Genomic DNA, 17,455 nt, shown 5'->3' with positions numbered 1-17,455 from the left:
TGATCGAGTCCAGACCCTAGGTGGGTCCGGACATCTCCCAACGGCCCATCACGATCAGGAGGTCGTCTTTCGGCAGCACGCCGTTGACCGTCGTCTTGTGCTCGTCCCATCCCTTCGTCTTCAAGCTTGAGAAGAACTCAGTGATCTCTCCGCTCCGCTTATAGGCGCCTTTCGAGACGACGACGGCGTCCTGGGCGTACAGCTTCGCCAGGGCGTCCATATCCCTTGTTGTATGCCGCGTCCCAACCGTTCGCCGCGGCTTGCGCATCCTGCTGCGGTTAGTGATCTTGATCGCCGGGTTCACGGCGGGGTCCGCGTAGCCATAGCAGGGAAGCTGTGCCTGCCGGACGAACACCGTCTCGGTCTGTGCGAACGCTCAAGGCCACGAGGTGGAAGGTCTGGAAGAAACATTCTGAGGCATTCACCTCAACCTGAGGGGAGGTCCGCTTACCTGCAGCCTAAGCTCCGAAGCGGACTAGCCGTGATCGGCCTGCTCCAATCCCGCATGATTGTCTTTTGAATGACCGGAGCGGAAACTCAATCAGCGTAACGAAGTCGGAAACGGAGATCAGGCGGCTCGAACGGTCGCGAGAAAGCGGGTAACCTCGGCATTGAGGCGCTCTGACTGCCGCGACAATTCCGAGGCGGCCGACAGGACTTGGCTCGCCGCCGCTCCGGTTTCCTCCGAGGCCTGGGCCACTCCCGCGATGGTTCCGGTTACTTCCGAAGTGCCGATTGCAGCCTGCGAGACATTCCGCACGATTTCCTGGGTGGCCGCAGCTTGCTCTTCAACGGCCGCCGCAATGCAGGTCGCGACGGTATCGATTTCTCGGATTCGGTGCGTGATACCGCCGATGGCCGACACCGCTTGATCCGTCACCCCCTGGATCTCGCCAATCTGGCTGGCGATCTCCTGCGTGGCACGGGCCGTCTGCTCGGCCAGTGCCTTCACTTCCGTCGCCACCACCGCAAAGCCCTTGCCCGCTGCGCCCGCGCGAGCGGCCTCGATGGTGGCGTTGAGGGCCAGCAGGTTGGTTTGGCTGGCGATTCCCGAGATCAGGCCGACCATCTCGCCGATCTTGGTCGAGGTCGACTTCAAGGCTTGCACAAGGTGGCCGGTTTGGGCGGCTTCGCCCACGGCCGCCTGCGCGAGCGCGGCCGATCCCTGGACCTGCCGACCGATTTCCTGAACGGACGAGCCGAGCTCCTCAGCAGCAGCTGCGACGGTGCTGACGTTGGACGACGCCTCCTCTGCGGCGGCCGACACGGTGGTGGACTGGGTGGCCGTCTCGGCAGCGGTCTCGCTCATCTGTCGCGCTGTCGCCTGAAGTTCGGTCGCGGACGACGAGACCAAGCTGACGATGCCGCCTACCGCAGCCTCGAACCCTTCCGCGATCTCGATCATCGCCGCTCGGCGTCGCTCCTCAGTCTGGCTGCGGGCGAGCTCCGCCTCCGCCTCCAGGGTGCGGGTGCGGTCGAGGCGGGCCTGCAACTCACCGGCGGAGAGCCTGAGATGTTCGAAGGCCCGCGCGACGGTCCACGATACCCAGGTGAGGACACCGGTCTCGATGAGCACGATCACGGCGTGCAGCACCACGCGGGCGACGCTCGCTCCGGACGCGCCGGGAAAGATCAACAAGGGGAGGACGAGGCCGAAGGCGAGGTGATGGATAGCCGTCACCCCAGCCGCTAGGAAGATCACCCTCCAGTCGCACCAGCCCACGAGCACCGCGAGGCAGGCGAAGAAGTACATGTGCATATCGACCTGCCAGGGGTGGTCGATGAGGGCGGTGAGCATGGTCGCGGCCATGCCGGTCAGCGCCGCGCCCGTGACGAGGCGGGTGGCCAGACCGATTGGATCCCGCATCCAGGAGACGGTCGCAAGACTCGCCAGCGCCAGAGCCGCGAGCGGCGGGCCAGCGCTGAAATCGTTGTTCGCGTAGTAAGCGATAGCGCCCGTGACCGGCACGTGGATCCACAGGAGCACGACGAGGAGGCGTGCGAAGGAAGTCCTGAGTTGGTCGAGATCGGTCATGGTCGGGCGCTGCTCGAAGGATCTGTTTCAACGGACGAGAGAGCTGGGGCCGCAGCCGGATACTGGGGCGGGCAGCACGAGCCACGCCCCGGCCGCGTGGAGGCGGGAGCTGAAGCCGGCCCGATCCGATCGGGCGATGAGGATTCGTCTCGCCGCTACGGCGACGATCTCGCCGTCGGCCACCGCGACGGCCGCGATGGAGGCGTCGAGCCCGTCCTGTGTGAGCGCGATGACTGCGACCGAGCGTGCGTCCCCTGCCAGCCCGGCGACAACCGGCAGCAGAAGCGTCGATGCGATGGTGAGCAACGCCGGCCATGGCATGCAGCGCATCGTGGCAACGTCCGTCCGGATCGACCCTCTTTGGTCCGCAATACGATGCTTAACGAGATTTCCTTAATGATGGATTGCTGCAGATCGCGCGATGATGACCGATAATCGCGTATCGTCGCCCCATGATGATTGTTTTCGCCGGAGCCCGCGAGTTGATCGCTTGAGAACTGAAGGGAAAAGGTGGCGAAGATGTCGAGTTTGAGCTCCACAGCTCCCCCTGTCGCTCGATCAAACTAGAGATCACCCCGAAATGGGAGATCGCCGGTATCCGATTGTTAAATATCTCACGCTAGTCCGATAGAACGTTCTAAAAGTTGGTTCCGATGTTCAGCCTGAAATCCCGCCAAGCGTCGAGTCCTTCGGAAACCCGCACGTCCAGTCCGGCGGTGGATCATGATAGGGCCCGTTTGTTGGCGGCGATGGAGCAACTTGCGCACTGCCAGGATCTCGATCTCGACGACCTTCCGGATGGTATCGTCGGTCAGGCATTGAGCAAGATCCAACAGGCGAGGGCGACACAGCTGAATAAGGGACGCCTGCAGCTTGCGGCGGTTGCCAAGGAGGCGTCCGAGGCCGCGATCAACATCGGTTGGACGACCTACGACGTTGGAGACATCGCCCAGTCGACTGGAACGGCCGCAAGCGCCATTGAGGAGATGGCGGCTTCAATGAACGAAGTCGCGGAAAATTCGCAGTCCGCTGGACGCAGCGCGGATTCCGCCCAGGCGTCGATGCAGGCCTGTACGAACGACGTTCGGCAGGCTCGGGAGGCAATGCAGGCGATCGAATTGCGGACTCATCAGATCGACGAGCGACTGTCCGTCCTGCAGGCGGCCGTATCCGAGATCGGCAGCATGGCTGGGACGATCGCCGCCATTTCAGGCCAGACGAACCTTCTCGCCTTGAACGCTACGATCGAGGCTGCGCGAGCGGGCGAAGCCGGCAAGGGCTTCGCGGTGGTGGCCGCCGAGGTGAAGGCCCTCTCCGGTCAGACCGCGAAGTCGACGGAACAGATCCGGGCAGGTCTGATGACGCTTCAGGCCGAGATGGAGCATATCGCCAAGGCCGTCGCGGAGAGCCGTGCAGCCGTCGAACGAGGTGGTGTCGTGGTAGCGTCCCTGGGGGCGCAGGTTGAGGACGCCGGTTCGCAGATCGCTCGCTCAAACGAGATGGGCCAAGCTCTGGCGACAGCCCTTGAGCAGCAGCGCGCCGCGACGTCTGAGATCTCCAGAAGCGTCAACGGCATTGCCGAGAAGGCTGCCAAGACCCGTACCGAGATCGACGCGATCACCAAACGCCTGCTGAAGGCGGAAGCGATGGCCCAGGCGGGACTGAGCGAAGCAGGGGGAAATGCCACTGCAACTGAGTTGTCCCGTCTGGCTGCCGACCTTGGGGTCTGGAAGCGGACATTGGCCTCAGTTCTCCTCGGAGCAACGACGCCCGAGCGGTCGTTGGCGATCTCACGGGAGCTTGCGGCTCGGAAGGCTGTCGAAGCGCTGCGGCACGATCCCAAAGCCGACCAGGGCGCGGTCCAGCGCTTCCTCGATGCGGAAGCGAAGGCACGGGCCGAGGCCGGGCGGATGATCGATGCGCTCACGGCGCAGAATTGGGATGTCGGTACTCCGGCCTATCGGGCTGCGGGCGCGGCCATGAAGGACATGCTTTCTGCTGCCGGTGATCTGCTTCGATAGCAGACTTTTACTTTCGGTTCCAGAAAATCTATTTTTCGATTGGGTGTGGCCGTCCAAAGTGCTTCGTACCACGCGTTGTGTGAACGGCTGCTTTGGAGAAGCTCCCACTATGATCTGAGCGGCTGGGTTGGGTCGCAAGCCGTACGACCGCTTGGGGTAGATACCCGCAGGACTACTTCGAGGCAGCAGAACATGAAGGCAAGCATTGCCTCCCTGCCAATCGTTTCTGTTGCCGATGGTCAGCCAAGGACGATCCTGAGTTTGTTGGCGAGCTCGTCCCGTTGGTAGGGCTTACTGAGGAGCGGCAGGTCGGCGGGCACCGCGTGCTCGTCGAGCGCAGTGCCCGTGTACCCGGACGTCAGCAGCACCCGCAATCCTGGGCGCAGGCGGCGAGCCTCGACCGAGAGCTGCACGCCATTCATACCGCCGGGCATCACCACGTCCGAGAAAAGGATGTCGATGCGCTCGGGGCCGCCCAGCCGATCCAGGGCCTCTGATGCCCGGGTCGCAGTCAAGGTCCGGTACCCGAGTTCGCCCAAGCTCTCGACTGCCATCTCCAGGACCGCCGGCTCGTCCTCGACCACTAGAACCACTTCGCCGAAGACCGCCTGCCGCAGCGGCAAGGCGTTGTCTGGCCGGGCTTCGGCGGCCCTCTCGGCGGAGCGCGGCAGGTAGAGTTCGACGGATGTGCCCCGGCCCACTTCGCTCTTGATCTGCGCATGGCCACCGGCCTGCCGCACGAAGCCGTAGACCTGGCTGAGGCCAAGCCCCGTCCCCTTGCCGACGTCCTTGGTCGTGAAGAACGGCTCGAAGGCGCGATTGCGTGTGGCCGCCTCCATGCCCTGGCCCGTGTCGGTGACCGAGACGAGCACGTAGGCGCCCGGCTGCAGGTCGGGCCGGTCGGGGATCTCCGCGGCGTCGAGATGCCCATTGCAGGTCTTCACCGTCAAGACGCCACCGTTCGGCATCGCGTCCCGGGCGTTGACCGCGAGGTTCAGCACCGCGCTCTCGAACTGGCCCGGATCGAGCCGCACCGGGTCGAGGACCGCATCGAGGTCGAAGCGGATCTCGACGGTTTCGCCCACGGCGCGCCGCAGAAGCGCCTGGAAGTCTTTCAGCAGTCTGTTCGGGTTCACGGTCTCGGGCCGAACCAGCTGGCGCCGCGAGAACGACAGCAGCTTCTCGGTAACCTCGGCCGCGCGCCGCGCCGCCGTCATGGCCGACGTGGCCAGCCGCTCGACCCGCTGCGGGTTCTCGGGCTTGCGCACGATCATGTCGAGATTGCCGATGATGATGGTCAGCAGATTGTTGAAATCGTGCGCCACACCCCCGGTCAACTGCCCGATGGCCTCCATCTTCTGCGACTGGTTCAGGCGCTCCTCGGCCTCGCGCTGGCGCGTCGTGTCCATCACGACGCCGGCCATGGACCGGGGCTGGCCGGTTTCGTCGCGGTAGACCTTGCCCAGCACCTTGACCGAACGGGTCGTCCCGTCGTCGGCCCGCCGGATGCGGCAGTCGATGTCGAGGAGGCCCGTCCTGACGGCGGCATCGAACGCCACCCGCACGGCGTCCCGGTCCTCGGGAACGACCTGGCCGAGGAAGGTTTTAACGTCCCACTCGGCCACAGGCTCGCGGTGACCGAGGATCGCGTCGTGCCTCGGCGACCGGCGCGAGGTGTTAGCACGTAGGTCGAGCTCCCAGTCGCCCATCTCGGCCGCTTCCAGCGCCAGGTCGAGGTTGTCGCGGGCACGCTCCAACTCCGCCCGCCGGGCCTCGCGGTCCTCGGCAGTGGCCTCGGCCTGCGCATACAGGAAGTCGACTTCGCGTAGGTAGACGGCGAGCAGGATGAAGCCGGCCACGAGGGCCTCCATCCGGCCGGCGAACCAGCCCACCGTGCCGCGGGCGGCGCCCGGCAGGGTGACCATGTTGTCGAACACGAGCAACAGCAGCGAAACGGCCAGCCAGAGCTGGAGCACGGTGCGCAGTCGGGTCTTCCACCACAGCACGGCCAGCGCGAGGACGGTCAGGGCGACGACGCCCGGACCGATGCCGGAGGTCGTGAGCAGCCAGTAATCGTCCCCTTCGACGCACTTCGGCAGGAGATGGACGTACCGGGCCACCACCACGCCGGTGAGCGCGGCGGCCGCAACGGTCCCTGCAATCGTGGTCGCGCCGAGCCACCCGGCCATTCCGCGCGGGGCCGGCGGCGCACGCCTGTCCCCCTCTAGGACGGCGTAGGGCAGCGCGAAGAGCGGCGGGCCGAGGTGCCAGAAGGTCCAGAGCCACGTCGTGGTGTCCGGCCCATCGCCGAGGAGCCGTCCCTGCGCGAGGAGATTCGGGAACGACAGCAACTGCAGGAGGACGACCAGCGTCACGTACAGGCTGCCGGCCCCCAACACGAGCAGCGGCGCCGAGCGGATGCGACGGTACTGGGCGAGGAACAGGTAGGTGGTCAGTCCGTAGACCACGATCAGCGCCGATTGGTAGACCGGCACGAACCCCGGCATCGGCGGCATCGGCTTGCTGGCAATCGGCAGCAGCGCGAGCGTGACGGCGCCGAAGACGAAGCTGACGGCAACCGCGAGCCGAAGTTGCGTCCGGCCGGCCCAGGCGGTCGCCAGGGTCGCCAGGGCCGGAGCCATCGAGGACTCGCTCATCGTGTGCTCCGCACCGAAACGCAATGGCTGGCTGCGCCGGCAAACCACTCGCGAAGTATCAGGGGTACCACGGTGGCCTTCACCGATCCAAGTGAGGGATCCGGATGAAATCGTTCGAAGCAAAATCAAAACCCGGCTTTCGTTTCGATGCCGTCCCCGAAGTACGCGAAGGATTGCGGACTGAGCGAACTATTTAGATTTTTTTGGCAGCAGCCATAGATAAGTCAGCCGGGTCGATCTTCCGGGCGGGCCCAAGCGTGGGAACGATGCGCATTTTGTTAAGTGTCTCGCAAATGAATGGCGCCATGCCGATATTTGTATACGACGGGTTCTGGGAAACCCGACACTTCGGACGAGGCACTTAGGTTTCCCGTAATCACCCAAGACTACGGTGCGGGGCACTCGACGGCGTGATGCCGGTCTGGCGTCCCAGTCCCTGGAGTTCGGGGTTCCCGATGGTACCTGTGCATCCGCGCGAAGCCGCCCGCCTCGCCGCCCTTTACGATCTCGACATTCTCGATACTGAGCCGGAGGAGCAGTTCGACGCGCTCTGTGAAACGGCGCGCGACCTCTTCCAAGCGCCCATCGCCTTGGTGTCCCTCGTCGGCGAGACCGACCAGTGGTTCAAGGCAGGCTGCGGCATCGACCTCACGGGCACGGCGCGGGGCGTATCGTTCTGCACTCACACGGTGATGTCGAACGAGCTCCTCGTCATCGAGGATGCCTCGCGCGATCCACGGTTCGCTGACAGCTTCCTCGTCAAGGGTGAGCAGGGCATCCGCTTCTACGCCGGCGCTCCGCTCGAAGCGGCTCCTGGCCTGCAGGTCGGCAGCCTGTGCGTGATGGATCGCGTGCCGCGCACGTTCACTGACAGGCAACGCGGGCAGTTGCAGACCCTCGCCCGGATCGTCACCGCCCAACTGCAGCTTCATAAGACAGAACGGCTCCTGCGAGAGCGTGAGGCGAGCTATCGACTGCTCGCCGACAACACCACCGACATGGTTGTGCGCGCCGACCTCGACGGAACACGGCGCTATGTCTCGCCGGGGTGCCGAGCACTCCTCGGCTACGAGCCAGAGGCCCTCGTCGGGACACGGCCCCTCGACTTCGTCCACCCCGATGATGCCGGTGCGTACGGCGTCCTGCTTGGAGAGATCGCCCGCGGCCACATCGAGAGCGCGACGACCCAGCAGCGCTATCGACACCGCGACGGCCGCTGGGTCTGGGTCGAGGTGACGTTCGGCCTCTACCGCATGAACGGCGCGAACAAGCCGTCGGGCTACGTCGCCTCTGTGCGCGACATCTCCCACCGCAAGGAGGCAGAAGCCCGGCTCGCCCACCTGGCCCGGCACGATGGGCTGACGGGTTTGCCGAACCGCCTTCATTTCCAGGAATGCTTGCAGAAGGAAGTCGCCCGCGCCAGGCGCGGCCGCACCGGTTTCGCACTCCTCTGCCTCGACCTGGATCGCTTCAAGGCGATCAACGACACCTTCGGTCACCCGGTCGGTGATCGTCTTCTCCAGGCTGTTGCCGACCGCCTGCGGGCCGCGGTTCGCACCGAGGATACGGTCGCAAGGCTCGGAGGCGACGAGTTCGTCATCATCCAGACCGAGACGGATCGCTCGGGTGCCGTCACGATGGCGGAGCGGTTGATCGCCTCCCTCTCGGCACCATTCGATCTCGGCGAGCATCAGGGACAGATCGGCGTCAGCATCGGCATCGTGCTCGCTGACGGGACTGCCTGCCAAGGCGAGGCTCTCCATTCCGCTGCCGACCGCGCGCTTTACGAGGCGAAAGCCGCAGGACGATGCACATTCAGGTTGTCGGATGCATCGACGCCGAGACGGCGCAGTCGCGTTGCGTGACGCATGGCGCGATAACGGGTCCATAAGGCGGCGGGCGCGGACATGACTGCCGGGCGACCTCCGAATGTCCGAGCTTGATCAGCCAGCGCGCACCGCAACCTGGCCCTGGCTGCCGAGCACGACCACCGCGTGAGGCGCACCCGTCCTCGGGCTCGAACGCCCAGACCGTGTGGCCGGCCTTGCGGAGGCGCTCCATTGGTGTGGGTTCGAAGGCCTCGTCGAGCCGGCACGCGACCCTGCGTTGGATCTCCTTGAACCGGCCCAGGACACCCTGGTGGGTGACGATCTCGCTGCCCTCAATGGCGCCCGAATTGACGCCGCCCAGGGAGCTCGGGAGTTCGGAAGAAGTTCGGTAATTTGCCTCCCGAACCATCGATTCCGAGATGTTTCCCTGGATGCCATTATCCCGAAGATCAGCTTCCGAACTGATCCCGCCGCCGAAAAACTCTTTGTGGCGACAGGTGTTTACGATGGCGCGTTCGTTATCGGTGAACGTCTTGGTCGCCAGCGTCTCCACGGTGGCACCGCTGGCAGAAGGCCGCGAGGTTGGCGTTCGTGGTGTCGGCGGTATCGTGGTTGCGGTGAGCGGTAGCCAGGACCGCCCGCGTTGTGCCGATCGTCGCTAAGACGTGGATCGAAACCACTGGATCAATTGAGCGTCCGCTGCCATCGCGCCAGGAATTGGTCTGTGCGTCCCATCAGCGACCATCGCCGAGATGCCAGACGGTTTGCCCATGCGGACGCCCGCAGCCCTCGCAGCGCGCCGGAAGCGGATCACAGCCGAGAGCTGCGGCCGGTCGATGGGGAAGAAGAAGCGGTGCTCGCGCCGGATCGGCATGATGGATGATGTCGCTGTGATCGAAGCGGAGCAATAAGACCTCTGCAACGGTATGGCACCTGCTCTCGGCACGGCGGGGACGTGAGTTTGGCGCGTTAAGTGTTACGCTAGCGCCCGCGCTGTGCGCACAGCCCTCGTGTCCGAACCGATCCGCCGATGACCAATGTGATCCGCCCTACCTTCGGCCGTCCCGCCGACGCTTCGCCTGATGTCGTTCAGGAATTCAGCCCGCTTCAGGTCTACGGCACCGCCGTCGGCCATTTCGTGGCGCTGATCCGGGCCGAGACGGGCGACGAGGGCGAGACGCTTCAGGTTGTCGTCGGCCGAGAGGGCGGCGAAGGCGCCGAGCCCGTCGCGATCTTCCCAGACACAGCCGAAGGCGAAGCCGATGCAGAGGCGACCGCGTTTGCTATCCTCCGATCTATGGATATCGTGAAGGAGGCGGTGGTCGGAACGGACTGATCGATGATCGTTTGGCTGATGGCGCGCTACCTTCATGCCTGATCGGAAAAAGCCATGACCGAGCCACCGGACGATAATCTCGACCACTATGCCTTGGGATTTTACGCTCCCGGCAAACACATCAGCCGGGACGCGTGTCCTTACGCCGAGGGTTTGGAGGCGCACGACCAGTGGCTTGCCGGGTACGACGCGGCCCTTCGCGGCGAGACACTCGACGATCATCGTGACGGTCGAGACGCACGATGACCGTCGACAGAATGGCGCCCGGATGATGAGCCGCCCTCGCCGCGTCGGCTTGCCTTGGTACGAGCCTGAGAACTACGAAGCCTTGCGGGCCAGCCTTTCCGATGGCGCCAAGCTGCCATCCGCCTATGAGACGTGGCGGATTGCGACCAGCCAGATGGAGCAGGAGGTCCAGCGCAGCGGCGTCGATGTCGTTCGCGTGTCGATCGAGCCGGTCGCGTTCGCGTACTGGTGTGAGCTCAAGGGCCGACAGGCCGACGCCGCAGCGCGATCTCAGTATGCCGCCGAGGTGATCGCCAAGGACATGGCCTGAGATTTTGGTCAGGAACGACAGCGCCGCTCACGAGATTGCCCAATCCTCTGTTGGAGGACGTGACGCTGACGGGCAGTCTGCTCTGGCTTCTGGGTGTACCGATCCCCCCTGATCATCCTGCTGTGGTTTTTCTGCCTCCGGAGACGCTGACCCGACATGAGCCTCATCTCCGACTTCCTCGACCGCATCGCGAAAACGGCGACCGGACATGCCGGCGATGAGGCCTTGATGCAGGCAGCGGTTTCGGCCGCCGCCAACGTCATCGTGGCCGATGGCCAAGTGGAGAACGAGGAACTTTCGACAGCGCTAACCGGCGCCTTGACCAGCTCGATCGTCGAGAGGGATTACGACCTCCAAATGCTTCAGGAGGCACTGTCCGAAGCAATCAGCCGGGCAAGGTCAGGTTTCGGACGAGCGGACAATCTCCGGCGCGTGGAAGCGATCCTCGATCGCCCCCTGGAGCAGCGCGAATATGTCTTTCAGGTCGCGGCCGAAGTTGCCGATCATGACGACATCACGGAAATTGAGCATGTCGCGCTGAGTGAAATCGCGACGGCCTTGTCTCTCGACAAAGCGCGGCTGCTGACCCTGGCACCGGTCAGCAAAGACGGCGTCGACTAGCCGAGCATCCTGATCACCAGGAACGCCCCCATCAGAAATAGGGTCGATGAGAGTAGCACGGCGGTGCTTTCGCGATGGTCGAGGATGACGGTGCGGGACAGTGCGAGCATGATGAACGCCGGATCGCGTGTGATCCGGTCAGCTTCAGGCTCAAAGCTTGACCGACTTGGGGCAAGCGCCGTTGTCCACATCACCTAGCGGGGCACCGTCGCGATCTTGCAACAGGGGGGTAGTGACTGCCCTGGCGCAGCGTTGAGGTTCGGAGACGGTTCGGGCGATCTGACGCACAGATATGGCTGAAGATGAACGGCTCGATCCGGATCGTCGCCCGCGATCGCGGGGCGGATATGGCGAGGCCATCCCGTTCGCCGGAAGGTGGCACCTCATGGAGAAGGCCGGCCGTGGCTTCCTCGATGCCGTGCGCAGATCGATGCGACAGGCTCGAGAGGTCGTCGGCGCAGCCACGATCGATCTGCCTGGACCAGAGCGGAAGGACGATCGGCAGACCATCTCCGGCAACTTGGAGCGCTCACCCTAGGCTGCCGCCGGCGCGACTGTCCGGCACAGTCTCGGGCGCGCATCACGGTCTACAACCGGTGCACCAGGCGGTCTCGCCGCGGCCCCTGGAAGTTCAAGCTGGCGGATCCAGGTCACTTTCCGCCGCCACAAAGACGTCCGCCGCATCGCAACCCACTACGACAAGTCCGCCCACAACGATGCCTCAGCCGTCGTCCTCGCCTTTCGGTGCTGATCGAGCACAGACTCCAACTGACCTCTTGGACCATGCCGCGGGGTCGTTCAATCCGATGCTTCTAGAGATGACGACTCTGCAGGATGACGTTCAATCTGGGCAAGAATTTCCAAGGCATGGGGCATGCGGTTGTCTGCAGCAGATCTTAACCAGATCCGTGCGGCTTCTCGATCAGGGATGCAACCCCAGCCATTCAGCAACATCATCGCAAGATTGAACTGAGCCTGCACATGGCCCTCCTGAGCGGCGTTCAGGTACCATGCGAAACCCTGTTCGAGATCTTTGCCGACACCTCGGCCTTGGCAGTAGAGGACTCCTGCGAGATAGGCTGCTCCGGGATGGCCCTGCTCGGCCGCTGCGGTTGCCCAACGGGCGGCCTCAGTCCAGTGCCCCTCCTCCGCCTCGGCCAGGAGCGAAGCCAGAGTGAATTGAGCCTCAACCTGACCGGCGGCGGCCGCGTCGCGGACCAGAGTTCGATAGGATTCGGCCGAGAGTGCGGTCTTGCCGGCACGTTGGAGTCGATCCAGGCGGCGGAGCGCCGGACCGTAACCGTGCCGTGCGGCCTCTGCCAGAAGATCGTCGGCGCGGACGCGCCCGTCGTTTCCCTCCTCGTACTGGCGAAGGCCTTCGGCCCAAGCGGTTTGCGCCTCCAGGCTGCCCTGCCGGGCGGCCCGTTCGATCCAAGCGAGAGCCTCACGACGGTCAGACTGCGTCAGGGCACAGGCGAGGAGCGCCCGCCCGTAGCCAAGCTGCGCCTCCGGGAGTCCCCGCTCGGCCGCGGCGCGGCACCAGCGCTGTGCCTCCACAAGATCGGCTTCGACGCCGAGGCCCTTGCGATAGAACTGCCCGAGGTTGAACGCGGCCAGAGTGTGACCTTGTTCGGCCGCGCTCCGAAACCACCGCGCGGCCGTCTTCAGGTCTCGCGGGACGACTTCGCCGCGCGCGAAGTTGCGCCCGCAGATGAATTGGGCCTCGCGCTCTCCGAGCTCGGCGGCCTGCAGAATAAGTCGCGAGGCCTCGCGCTCGTCTCGCCTCAGAATGTGTCCCTGCGTGAGAAGAGCGGCCAATCGCATGAGGCTTTGCCGGTGCCCCTGGCGGGCGGCACGCCGCAGGCTTGTCTCGATCGAATCCGGATTGCGCCCGGGATCGTCGAGGTCGAGGAGTGCCTTCTCGAAGAGCGCCTGCGGGTGGCCGGCCTCGGCCGCGGCCGTGATCTCCATCCGAGCCCGCACTGCATCGGCAGGTACGCCCCAGCCGTCGCGCAGAGCCCGGCCCAGCCGGAGACGGGCGGCGACATGTCCCGCCGCTGCCGCCTCTGTATAAGCCGCCACGGCTTTTGCCGGATCGACGGCGGTGCCAAATCCGTGCTCGAAGGCGCGGCCGAGGCCGTACTGCCCGTCGGCAAGCCCCTCTGCGGCGGCTTGGGTGAAGAGGTGAAAAGCGGCTTCGACGTCCCTCTCGACTCCGGTCCCCGTGGCGAGCGCCCAGGCGAGCTGAGCCGTGGCGTGCGCGCTCCCTCCGGCGGCGGCCGCGCGCAGCCAGCGGCAGGCCTCGCGATGATCGGGCTCGACCGTCGTCCCAAGGGGGAACAGGAGCGCCACGGCGTCGTCCTTCCGTCCAGGCGCGCCCATCCAGGCTGACGTTCCCGGAATACCCTTGGCGGCTCCCCCGAGAAGCATCTGGCCGAGATGGAACTGAGCTTGGGACGATCCGACCTCGGCGGCCTTCCGGTACCAGTGCGCAGCTTCGGCGGATGCCCGGGTGACGCCGCGCCCGGTGCGATAGGCGTCGGCGAGACGCAGCTGCGCCTCGCGGTGTCCTGCCTCCGCTGCGCGGCGAAAGGCAAGGACGGCCCGCGCCGGACGGTTCGCCTCCACGTGCCGGCAGGCAAGCCGGAAGTGCCCCTCTGCAAACCCGGCGATCCATCTGCCGGCGATCGCGCTGACGACGCGGGCGAAGACGCCGTCGCGAGTCGGGGCGAGCGATCCGGCGATCATGGCTCGCGCATCGCTTCGCCGGCACCCCGCAGGGCGCCACCCACCACGTAGGCCATCACCGAACGGGTGCCGATGTGGACGTCGGCGGTCAGGGTCATCCCGGGAATGAGCCGAAAGCTTGCGGGCACCCGGACGAAGTTCACCTTCTCGACGCTGACCCGAGCCTTGTAATAGGCTTCCACCGGCTTCCCGTCGTCATCGGTTGTGAAGGCGCCCTCGCTGATCCAGCGGAGGTGGCCCTCCGCCGTCCCGTGTTCGATGAAGTTGAAGGCATCTACCTTGAGCGTGGCCGGATCACCGGCACGAATGAACCCGATGTTGCGCGCAGCGACATGGATCTCGGCCTCCAACGGCGCGCTCAGCGGCATCAGGCTGAGGAGCTGGTCGCCCTCTCGCAGCACCGAACCGACCGAAAGCTTGGCCATGTTAAGCACGACGCCGTCTTCGGCGGCCTCGAGCCGGATCAATTCCTCGCGGCGGTCTGCCTTACGGCGCTGGCCCATCGCCGTGTCGCGGGCGTTTCGGGCGGCGACGATTTCCTGGCTGAGCGCACTCTGCCATTGGCGGCGGAACGCATCCCGGTCAGCTATGGTGGACGCGAGTTGGTGGCGCGCCTCGACCAGCCCGTTGCGGCCATTCTCGAGGGTCCGGAGCAACTCGAGCCGCTGGTCCGTCGCAAGCAGCAGATTGAGGAGGCTGCCGGCCTGCCTGTCGACGAGTTGTTGGCGCATCATCTCGATCTGGTGGGCGATCTTCTCGCGCTCCTCCAACCTGGCCTCGTCGCCCTGCAGCTTCTGGATCGTCGCCGTCGATTGCTGGATTTTCTCGTCAAAGCTCGAAAGCTGCGCTTTGAATTGCGCCACGCGCTGTTCGTAGAGGGCGCGCTGCAGATCGTTGTAGCGGCGTTGGTCGGGATCGCGCGTCGGGCCGAACTGAAGCGCGCGTTGCTCCTGCTCCGCCTCTGCCCGTGCGATCTGCGCATCGAGGCTAGCGACCTGCTGCTTCAGTTGCGCCGCGTCGGCATTGGCAAAGGTGGGGTCAAGGGTTGCCAGAAGCTGGCCGCGCCGAACCTGGTCGCCCTCCCGCACGTCGATGGTCTTGATGATCGAGGCATCGAGGGCCTGGAACACCATCACGGCCTGCGTCGACACGATCTTGCCGCGTTCGCTTGTGACGACCCGATCGACCTGCGCCATGGCCGTCAGTCCCAGGCAGGTGACGAGGAACGCGGTCAGCGTCAGCAAGATCAACCGCGCGGTCAGCGGCTCCGGCGCCTCACGGATCTCGTCCGTCTCCGAGGCGAACCGGCGGAGCGTGCGCTCGGGATCCGCATCAGGCCGCATGGGACTCTCCTTCTGACCGTCCGCCGATCGCTTTCAGCCGACGCTCGGGCCGCGCTGTCGTGAGGTGCCCGTTTTGCTGGTTCCAAAGGTCGCCATAGATCTCGCACCGTTCCAGGAGGTCGGTGTGTCGGCCAATATCCAGCACGCGTCCGCGATCGAGCACGAGGATCGCGTCCGCGGGCACGAGCGATGACAGACGGTGCGAGATCACAATCACGGTCCGCCCGGCTGCGATCTTTTGGAGGTTGGCATTGACGATGGCTTCGCTCTCGGGATCGAGAGCGCTCGTCGCCTCGTCGAGGATCAGCACTTTCGGATCCGTGATGAGCGCCCGCGCGATGGCGAGACGCTGCCGTTGTCCGCCGGAGAGGTTCGACGACCCTTCGTAGATGTAGGTCTCGTAGCCGCGCGGAAGGCGGTCGATGAACTCCTCGGCTCCCGCAAGGCGGGCAGCGCGGACGACCTCGTCGAAGGTCGCGTCGATCTTTGCCGCCGTGATGTTGTCGCGGATGGTGCCGCTGAATAGGAAGTTGTCCTGAAGCACAACTCCGAGATGCTGGCGCAGGTGATCGAGGTCGTACTCGCGCAGGTCGATGCCGTCGATCTTGATGAGGCCGTCGTAGTTTGCGTGAAGTCTCTGGAGAAGCCGGGTCACCGTGGTCTTTCCCGAGCCGCTTCGGCCCATCACCCCGAGTGTCGTGCCCCGTGCCGCCTCAAACGAGACGCCGTCGAGGGCAGGGGCTGTCGCCCCCGTGTACTGGAAGCGCACGTTCTGGAATGCGACGTGGCCGTCGATCGGCGTGCGCACGCCGTGCCCGGAGCGTCCCGCTTCAGGCTCCTGGTTCAGCAGCCGAGAGACGACTTCGACGGCCGAATAAGCCTGGTCGTACTGCTCGACGAGCTGTGCGAGCTGCCGAAGCGGGGAGGCGACACGTTGCGAGAGCAGCAGGAACACGAAGATGGATGCGACGGTCGTCGGGTCGTCGCTCGTCATGGCGAACCACACACCAATCGCCAAGGTCCCGCTCACCATCATGCGGTCGAGGGGCAGGACTGCAGACTGGATCAAATTGCCGAAGGTCTGCTCCCGCAGTCGAAGGCGGGCCGCCCGGGCGACGAGGACGTTCCATTCGTGTCGCTGACGCGGTTCGAGCGCCAGCGACTTCACGGTGCGGATGCCCTGCAGCGTCTGCACCAAGAACGAGCCTCGGGCACCCTCGGCAGCGACCACAGCCGCGGATCGTCGCTGGAAGGCTGGCAGCGTCGCGACGATCCAGACGCCGATCAGGAGGCCGCATCCCAGTACGATGAACGTCAGCGGGACGCTGAAAGCGAACATCACCGGGACTAGGAACAGCAGGCTGATCGAGTCGAGAATTGTGCCGAACAGCTGGCTGGTCAGGAAGTTGCGCACCCGCCAGACCTCGTTCATGTCCCGGGCGATCAGCCCGACCGGCGTGCGTTCGAAGAACTCGACAGGCAGTCGCAGGATTCGGTCGAACAGGTAGGTCGAGATCTTCACATCGACCCGCGTCGTCAGATGCATGACCAGGTGACGCCGCAGGGCCGTGAACACGACCTCGAACCCCACCATCGCGAGCATCGCGAGGCAGAGGACCGAGAATGTGTTGAGTGCGTGGTGCGTCAGCACCCGATCGGTCATCAGCCGGAAGAAGAGGATCGGGACGAGGCTCAAGACACTGAGCACCACCGCCGCCACCGTCACGTCGCGAACGATGCGTTTCTCGCGCAGCACGAGACCCGCGATGAGGCCAAGCCCGAAGGGCTGGTCCTCGTCGCGCAGCGCATAATCGCGCTTGATCAGGGCGGTCTCGCCCGTCCAGGCCGCCTCGAAGCGGTGGCGGTCCAGCGTCAGGCGCCCGGTTTCGCCGACCTGAGGATCTTCGAGTACGATCTCCGCACGCTCGTCGTTATCGACGATGGCCCGCGCCACCATGCGCGTTCCGTTGGCCAGCGTGACGATGACGGGAAACAACCGTTCTGCGCCGGCCAGCTTCTTCCAGTCGAGATGCAGCGCTGTCCCCTTGAGGCCGGCACGGGCGGCGCAGGCCAGCATCTGCGGTGTATCGACGGCGAGGGTCGGCAGCTGCCCTTCCTGCGCGAGCTGGCGCAGGGTCAGGTGGATGCCGTGGGAGCGCGCCACAAGAATGAGGGCGGACAAAGTCGATACATCGGAGCTGTCCTGACCATCCATGTCGTGAGCTCTCTGTAAGTTCGCCGGATACCTTCGCATGGTAAAATATAGACGTAAAAATACAGAATTGCTGTTATGAAATATTGTATTTTAA

14 protein-coding genes and 2 pseudogenes are annotated in these 17,455 nt (G+C 65.0%); 7 read left to right on the top strand and 9 right to left on the bottom strand.

Annotated features, from left to right (window positions below):
* Window positions 1–16 precede the first annotated feature (16 nt).
* The 3 genes from MFF06_RS04980 to MFF06_RS04970 form a co-directional block, all read right to left on the bottom strand.
* Window positions 17–304 (bottom strand): DUF4440 domain-containing protein, encoded by a 288-nt coding sequence (locus MFF06_RS04980; protein ID WP_238201908.1) that lies wholly within the window; start codon window positions 302–304, stop codon window positions 17–19.
* Between the two features lie 264 nt (window positions 305–568).
* A complete protein-coding gene (locus MFF06_RS04975; RefSeq protein WP_238201907.1) occupies window positions 569–2,035 on the bottom strand; it encodes a methyl-accepting chemotaxis protein in 1,467 nt (488 codons plus the stop codon).
* A 27-nt stretch (window positions 2,036–2,062) separates the two neighbouring features.
* On the bottom strand, window positions 2,063–2,356 hold the full coding sequence (locus MFF06_RS04970) for a hypothetical protein (RefSeq protein WP_238201906.1): 294 nt from the start codon (window positions 2,354–2,356) through the stop codon (window positions 2,063–2,065).
* Between the two features lie 332 nt (window positions 2,357–2,688).
* On the opposite strand from MFF06_RS04970, the gene MFF06_RS04965 reads away from it, so the two are divergent.
* A complete protein-coding gene (locus MFF06_RS04965) occupies window positions 2,689–4,056 on the top strand; it encodes a methyl-accepting chemotaxis protein (protein WP_238201905.1) in 1,368 nt (455 codons plus the stop codon).
* A 239-nt stretch (window positions 4,057–4,295) separates the two neighbouring features.
* On the opposite strand, the gene MFF06_RS04960 is transcribed toward MFF06_RS04965, so the two are convergent.
* Window positions 4,296–6,698, bottom strand: a complete 2,403-nt coding sequence (locus tag MFF06_RS04960) for an MASE4 domain-containing protein (protein ID WP_238201904.1) — start codon at window positions 6,696–6,698, stop codon at window positions 4,296–4,298.
* A 479-nt stretch (window positions 6,699–7,177) separates the two neighbouring features.
* On the opposite strand from MFF06_RS04960, the gene MFF06_RS04955 reads away from it, so the two are divergent.
* Window positions 7,178–8,578 carry a sensor domain-containing diguanylate cyclase gene (locus MFF06_RS04955; protein WP_238201903.1) on the top strand — a complete coding sequence of 467 codons (1,401 nt, stop codon included), beginning with the start codon at window positions 7,178–7,180 and terminating at the stop codon, window positions 8,576–8,578.
* Here MFF06_RS04955 and MFF06_RS04950 read toward each other — a convergent pair.
* Together MFF06_RS04950 and MFF06_RS04945 are read right to left on the bottom strand one after the other, a co-directional pair.
* Window positions 8,529–9,095, bottom strand: coding sequence for a hypothetical protein (locus tag MFF06_RS04950; RefSeq protein ID WP_238201902.1), 567 nt, complete (start codon window positions 9,093–9,095; stop codon window positions 8,529–8,531). The genes MFF06_RS04955 and MFF06_RS04950 overlap by 50 nt on opposite strands.
* A pseudogene (locus MFF06_RS04945) lies at window positions 9,061–9,416 on the bottom strand (hypothetical protein). Before MFF06_RS04945 ends, MFF06_RS04950 begins: the two are co-directional and overlap by 35 nt.
* A 156-nt stretch (window positions 9,417–9,572) precedes the next feature.
* On the opposite strand from MFF06_RS04945, the gene MFF06_RS04940 reads away from it, so the two are divergent.
* The 5 genes and pseudogenes from MFF06_RS04940 to MFF06_RS04920 all read left to right on the top strand — a co-directional run.
* Window positions 9,573–9,878 carry a hypothetical protein gene (locus MFF06_RS04940; protein ID WP_238201901.1) on the top strand — a complete coding sequence of 102 codons (306 nt, stop codon included), beginning with the start codon at window positions 9,573–9,575 and terminating at the stop codon, window positions 9,876–9,878.
* A 54-nt stretch (window positions 9,879–9,932) separates the two neighbouring features.
* Window positions 9,933–10,124 carry a ribosome modulation factor gene (locus MFF06_RS04935; protein WP_238201900.1) on the top strand — a complete coding sequence of 64 codons (192 nt, stop codon included), beginning with the start codon at window positions 9,933–9,935 and terminating at the stop codon, window positions 10,122–10,124.
* A complete protein-coding gene (locus tag MFF06_RS04930; RefSeq protein WP_370876734.1) occupies window positions 10,102–10,434 on the top strand; it encodes a hypothetical protein in 333 nt (110 codons plus the stop codon). The genes MFF06_RS04935 and MFF06_RS04930 overlap by 23 nt, the downstream gene beginning before the upstream one ends.
* A 156-nt stretch (window positions 10,435–10,590) precedes the next feature.
* Complete coding sequence (locus MFF06_RS04925) at window positions 10,591–11,055, top strand: tellurite resistance TerB family protein (RefSeq protein WP_238201899.1); 465 nt, start codon at window positions 10,591–10,593, stop codon at window positions 11,053–11,055.
* A 275-nt stretch (window positions 11,056–11,330) separates the two neighbouring features.
* A pseudogene (locus MFF06_RS04920) lies at window positions 11,331–11,527 on the top strand (ISL3 family transposase); the annotation flags it as partial.
* A gap of 326 nt (window positions 11,528–11,853) precedes the next feature.
* Here the strand turns inward: MFF06_RS04920 and MFF06_RS04910 are convergent.
* The 3 genes from MFF06_RS04910 to MFF06_RS04895 are packed head-to-tail and all read right to left on the bottom strand — an operon-like array spanning window position 11,854 to window position 17,361.
* A complete protein-coding gene (locus tag MFF06_RS04910) occupies window positions 11,854–13,803 on the bottom strand; it encodes an SEL1-like repeat protein (RefSeq protein ID WP_283207247.1) in 1,950 nt (649 codons plus the stop codon).
* Window positions 13,800–15,146, bottom strand: a complete 1,347-nt coding sequence (locus MFF06_RS04900; RefSeq protein WP_238201898.1) for an HlyD family type I secretion periplasmic adaptor subunit — start codon at window positions 15,144–15,146, stop codon at window positions 13,800–13,802. The genes MFF06_RS04910 and MFF06_RS04900 overlap by 4 nt, the downstream gene beginning before the upstream one ends.
* Window positions 15,136–17,361 (bottom strand): peptidase domain-containing ABC transporter, encoded by a 2,226-nt coding sequence (locus MFF06_RS04895; RefSeq protein ID WP_238201897.1) that lies wholly within the window; start codon window positions 17,359–17,361, stop codon window positions 15,136–15,138. The genes MFF06_RS04900 and MFF06_RS04895 overlap by 11 nt, the downstream gene beginning before the upstream one ends.
* Between the last annotated feature and the right edge of the window lie 94 nt (window positions 17,362–17,455).

Origin of the sequence: Methylobacterium aerolatum, assembly GCF_022179085.1 — a bacterium.
In the GTDB taxonomy this organism is placed as follows: Bacteria; Pseudomonadota; Alphaproteobacteria; order Rhizobiales; family Beijerinckiaceae; genus Methylobacterium; species Methylobacterium aerolatum.
This window is presented reverse-complemented; position numbering and strand designations above follow the sequence as displayed.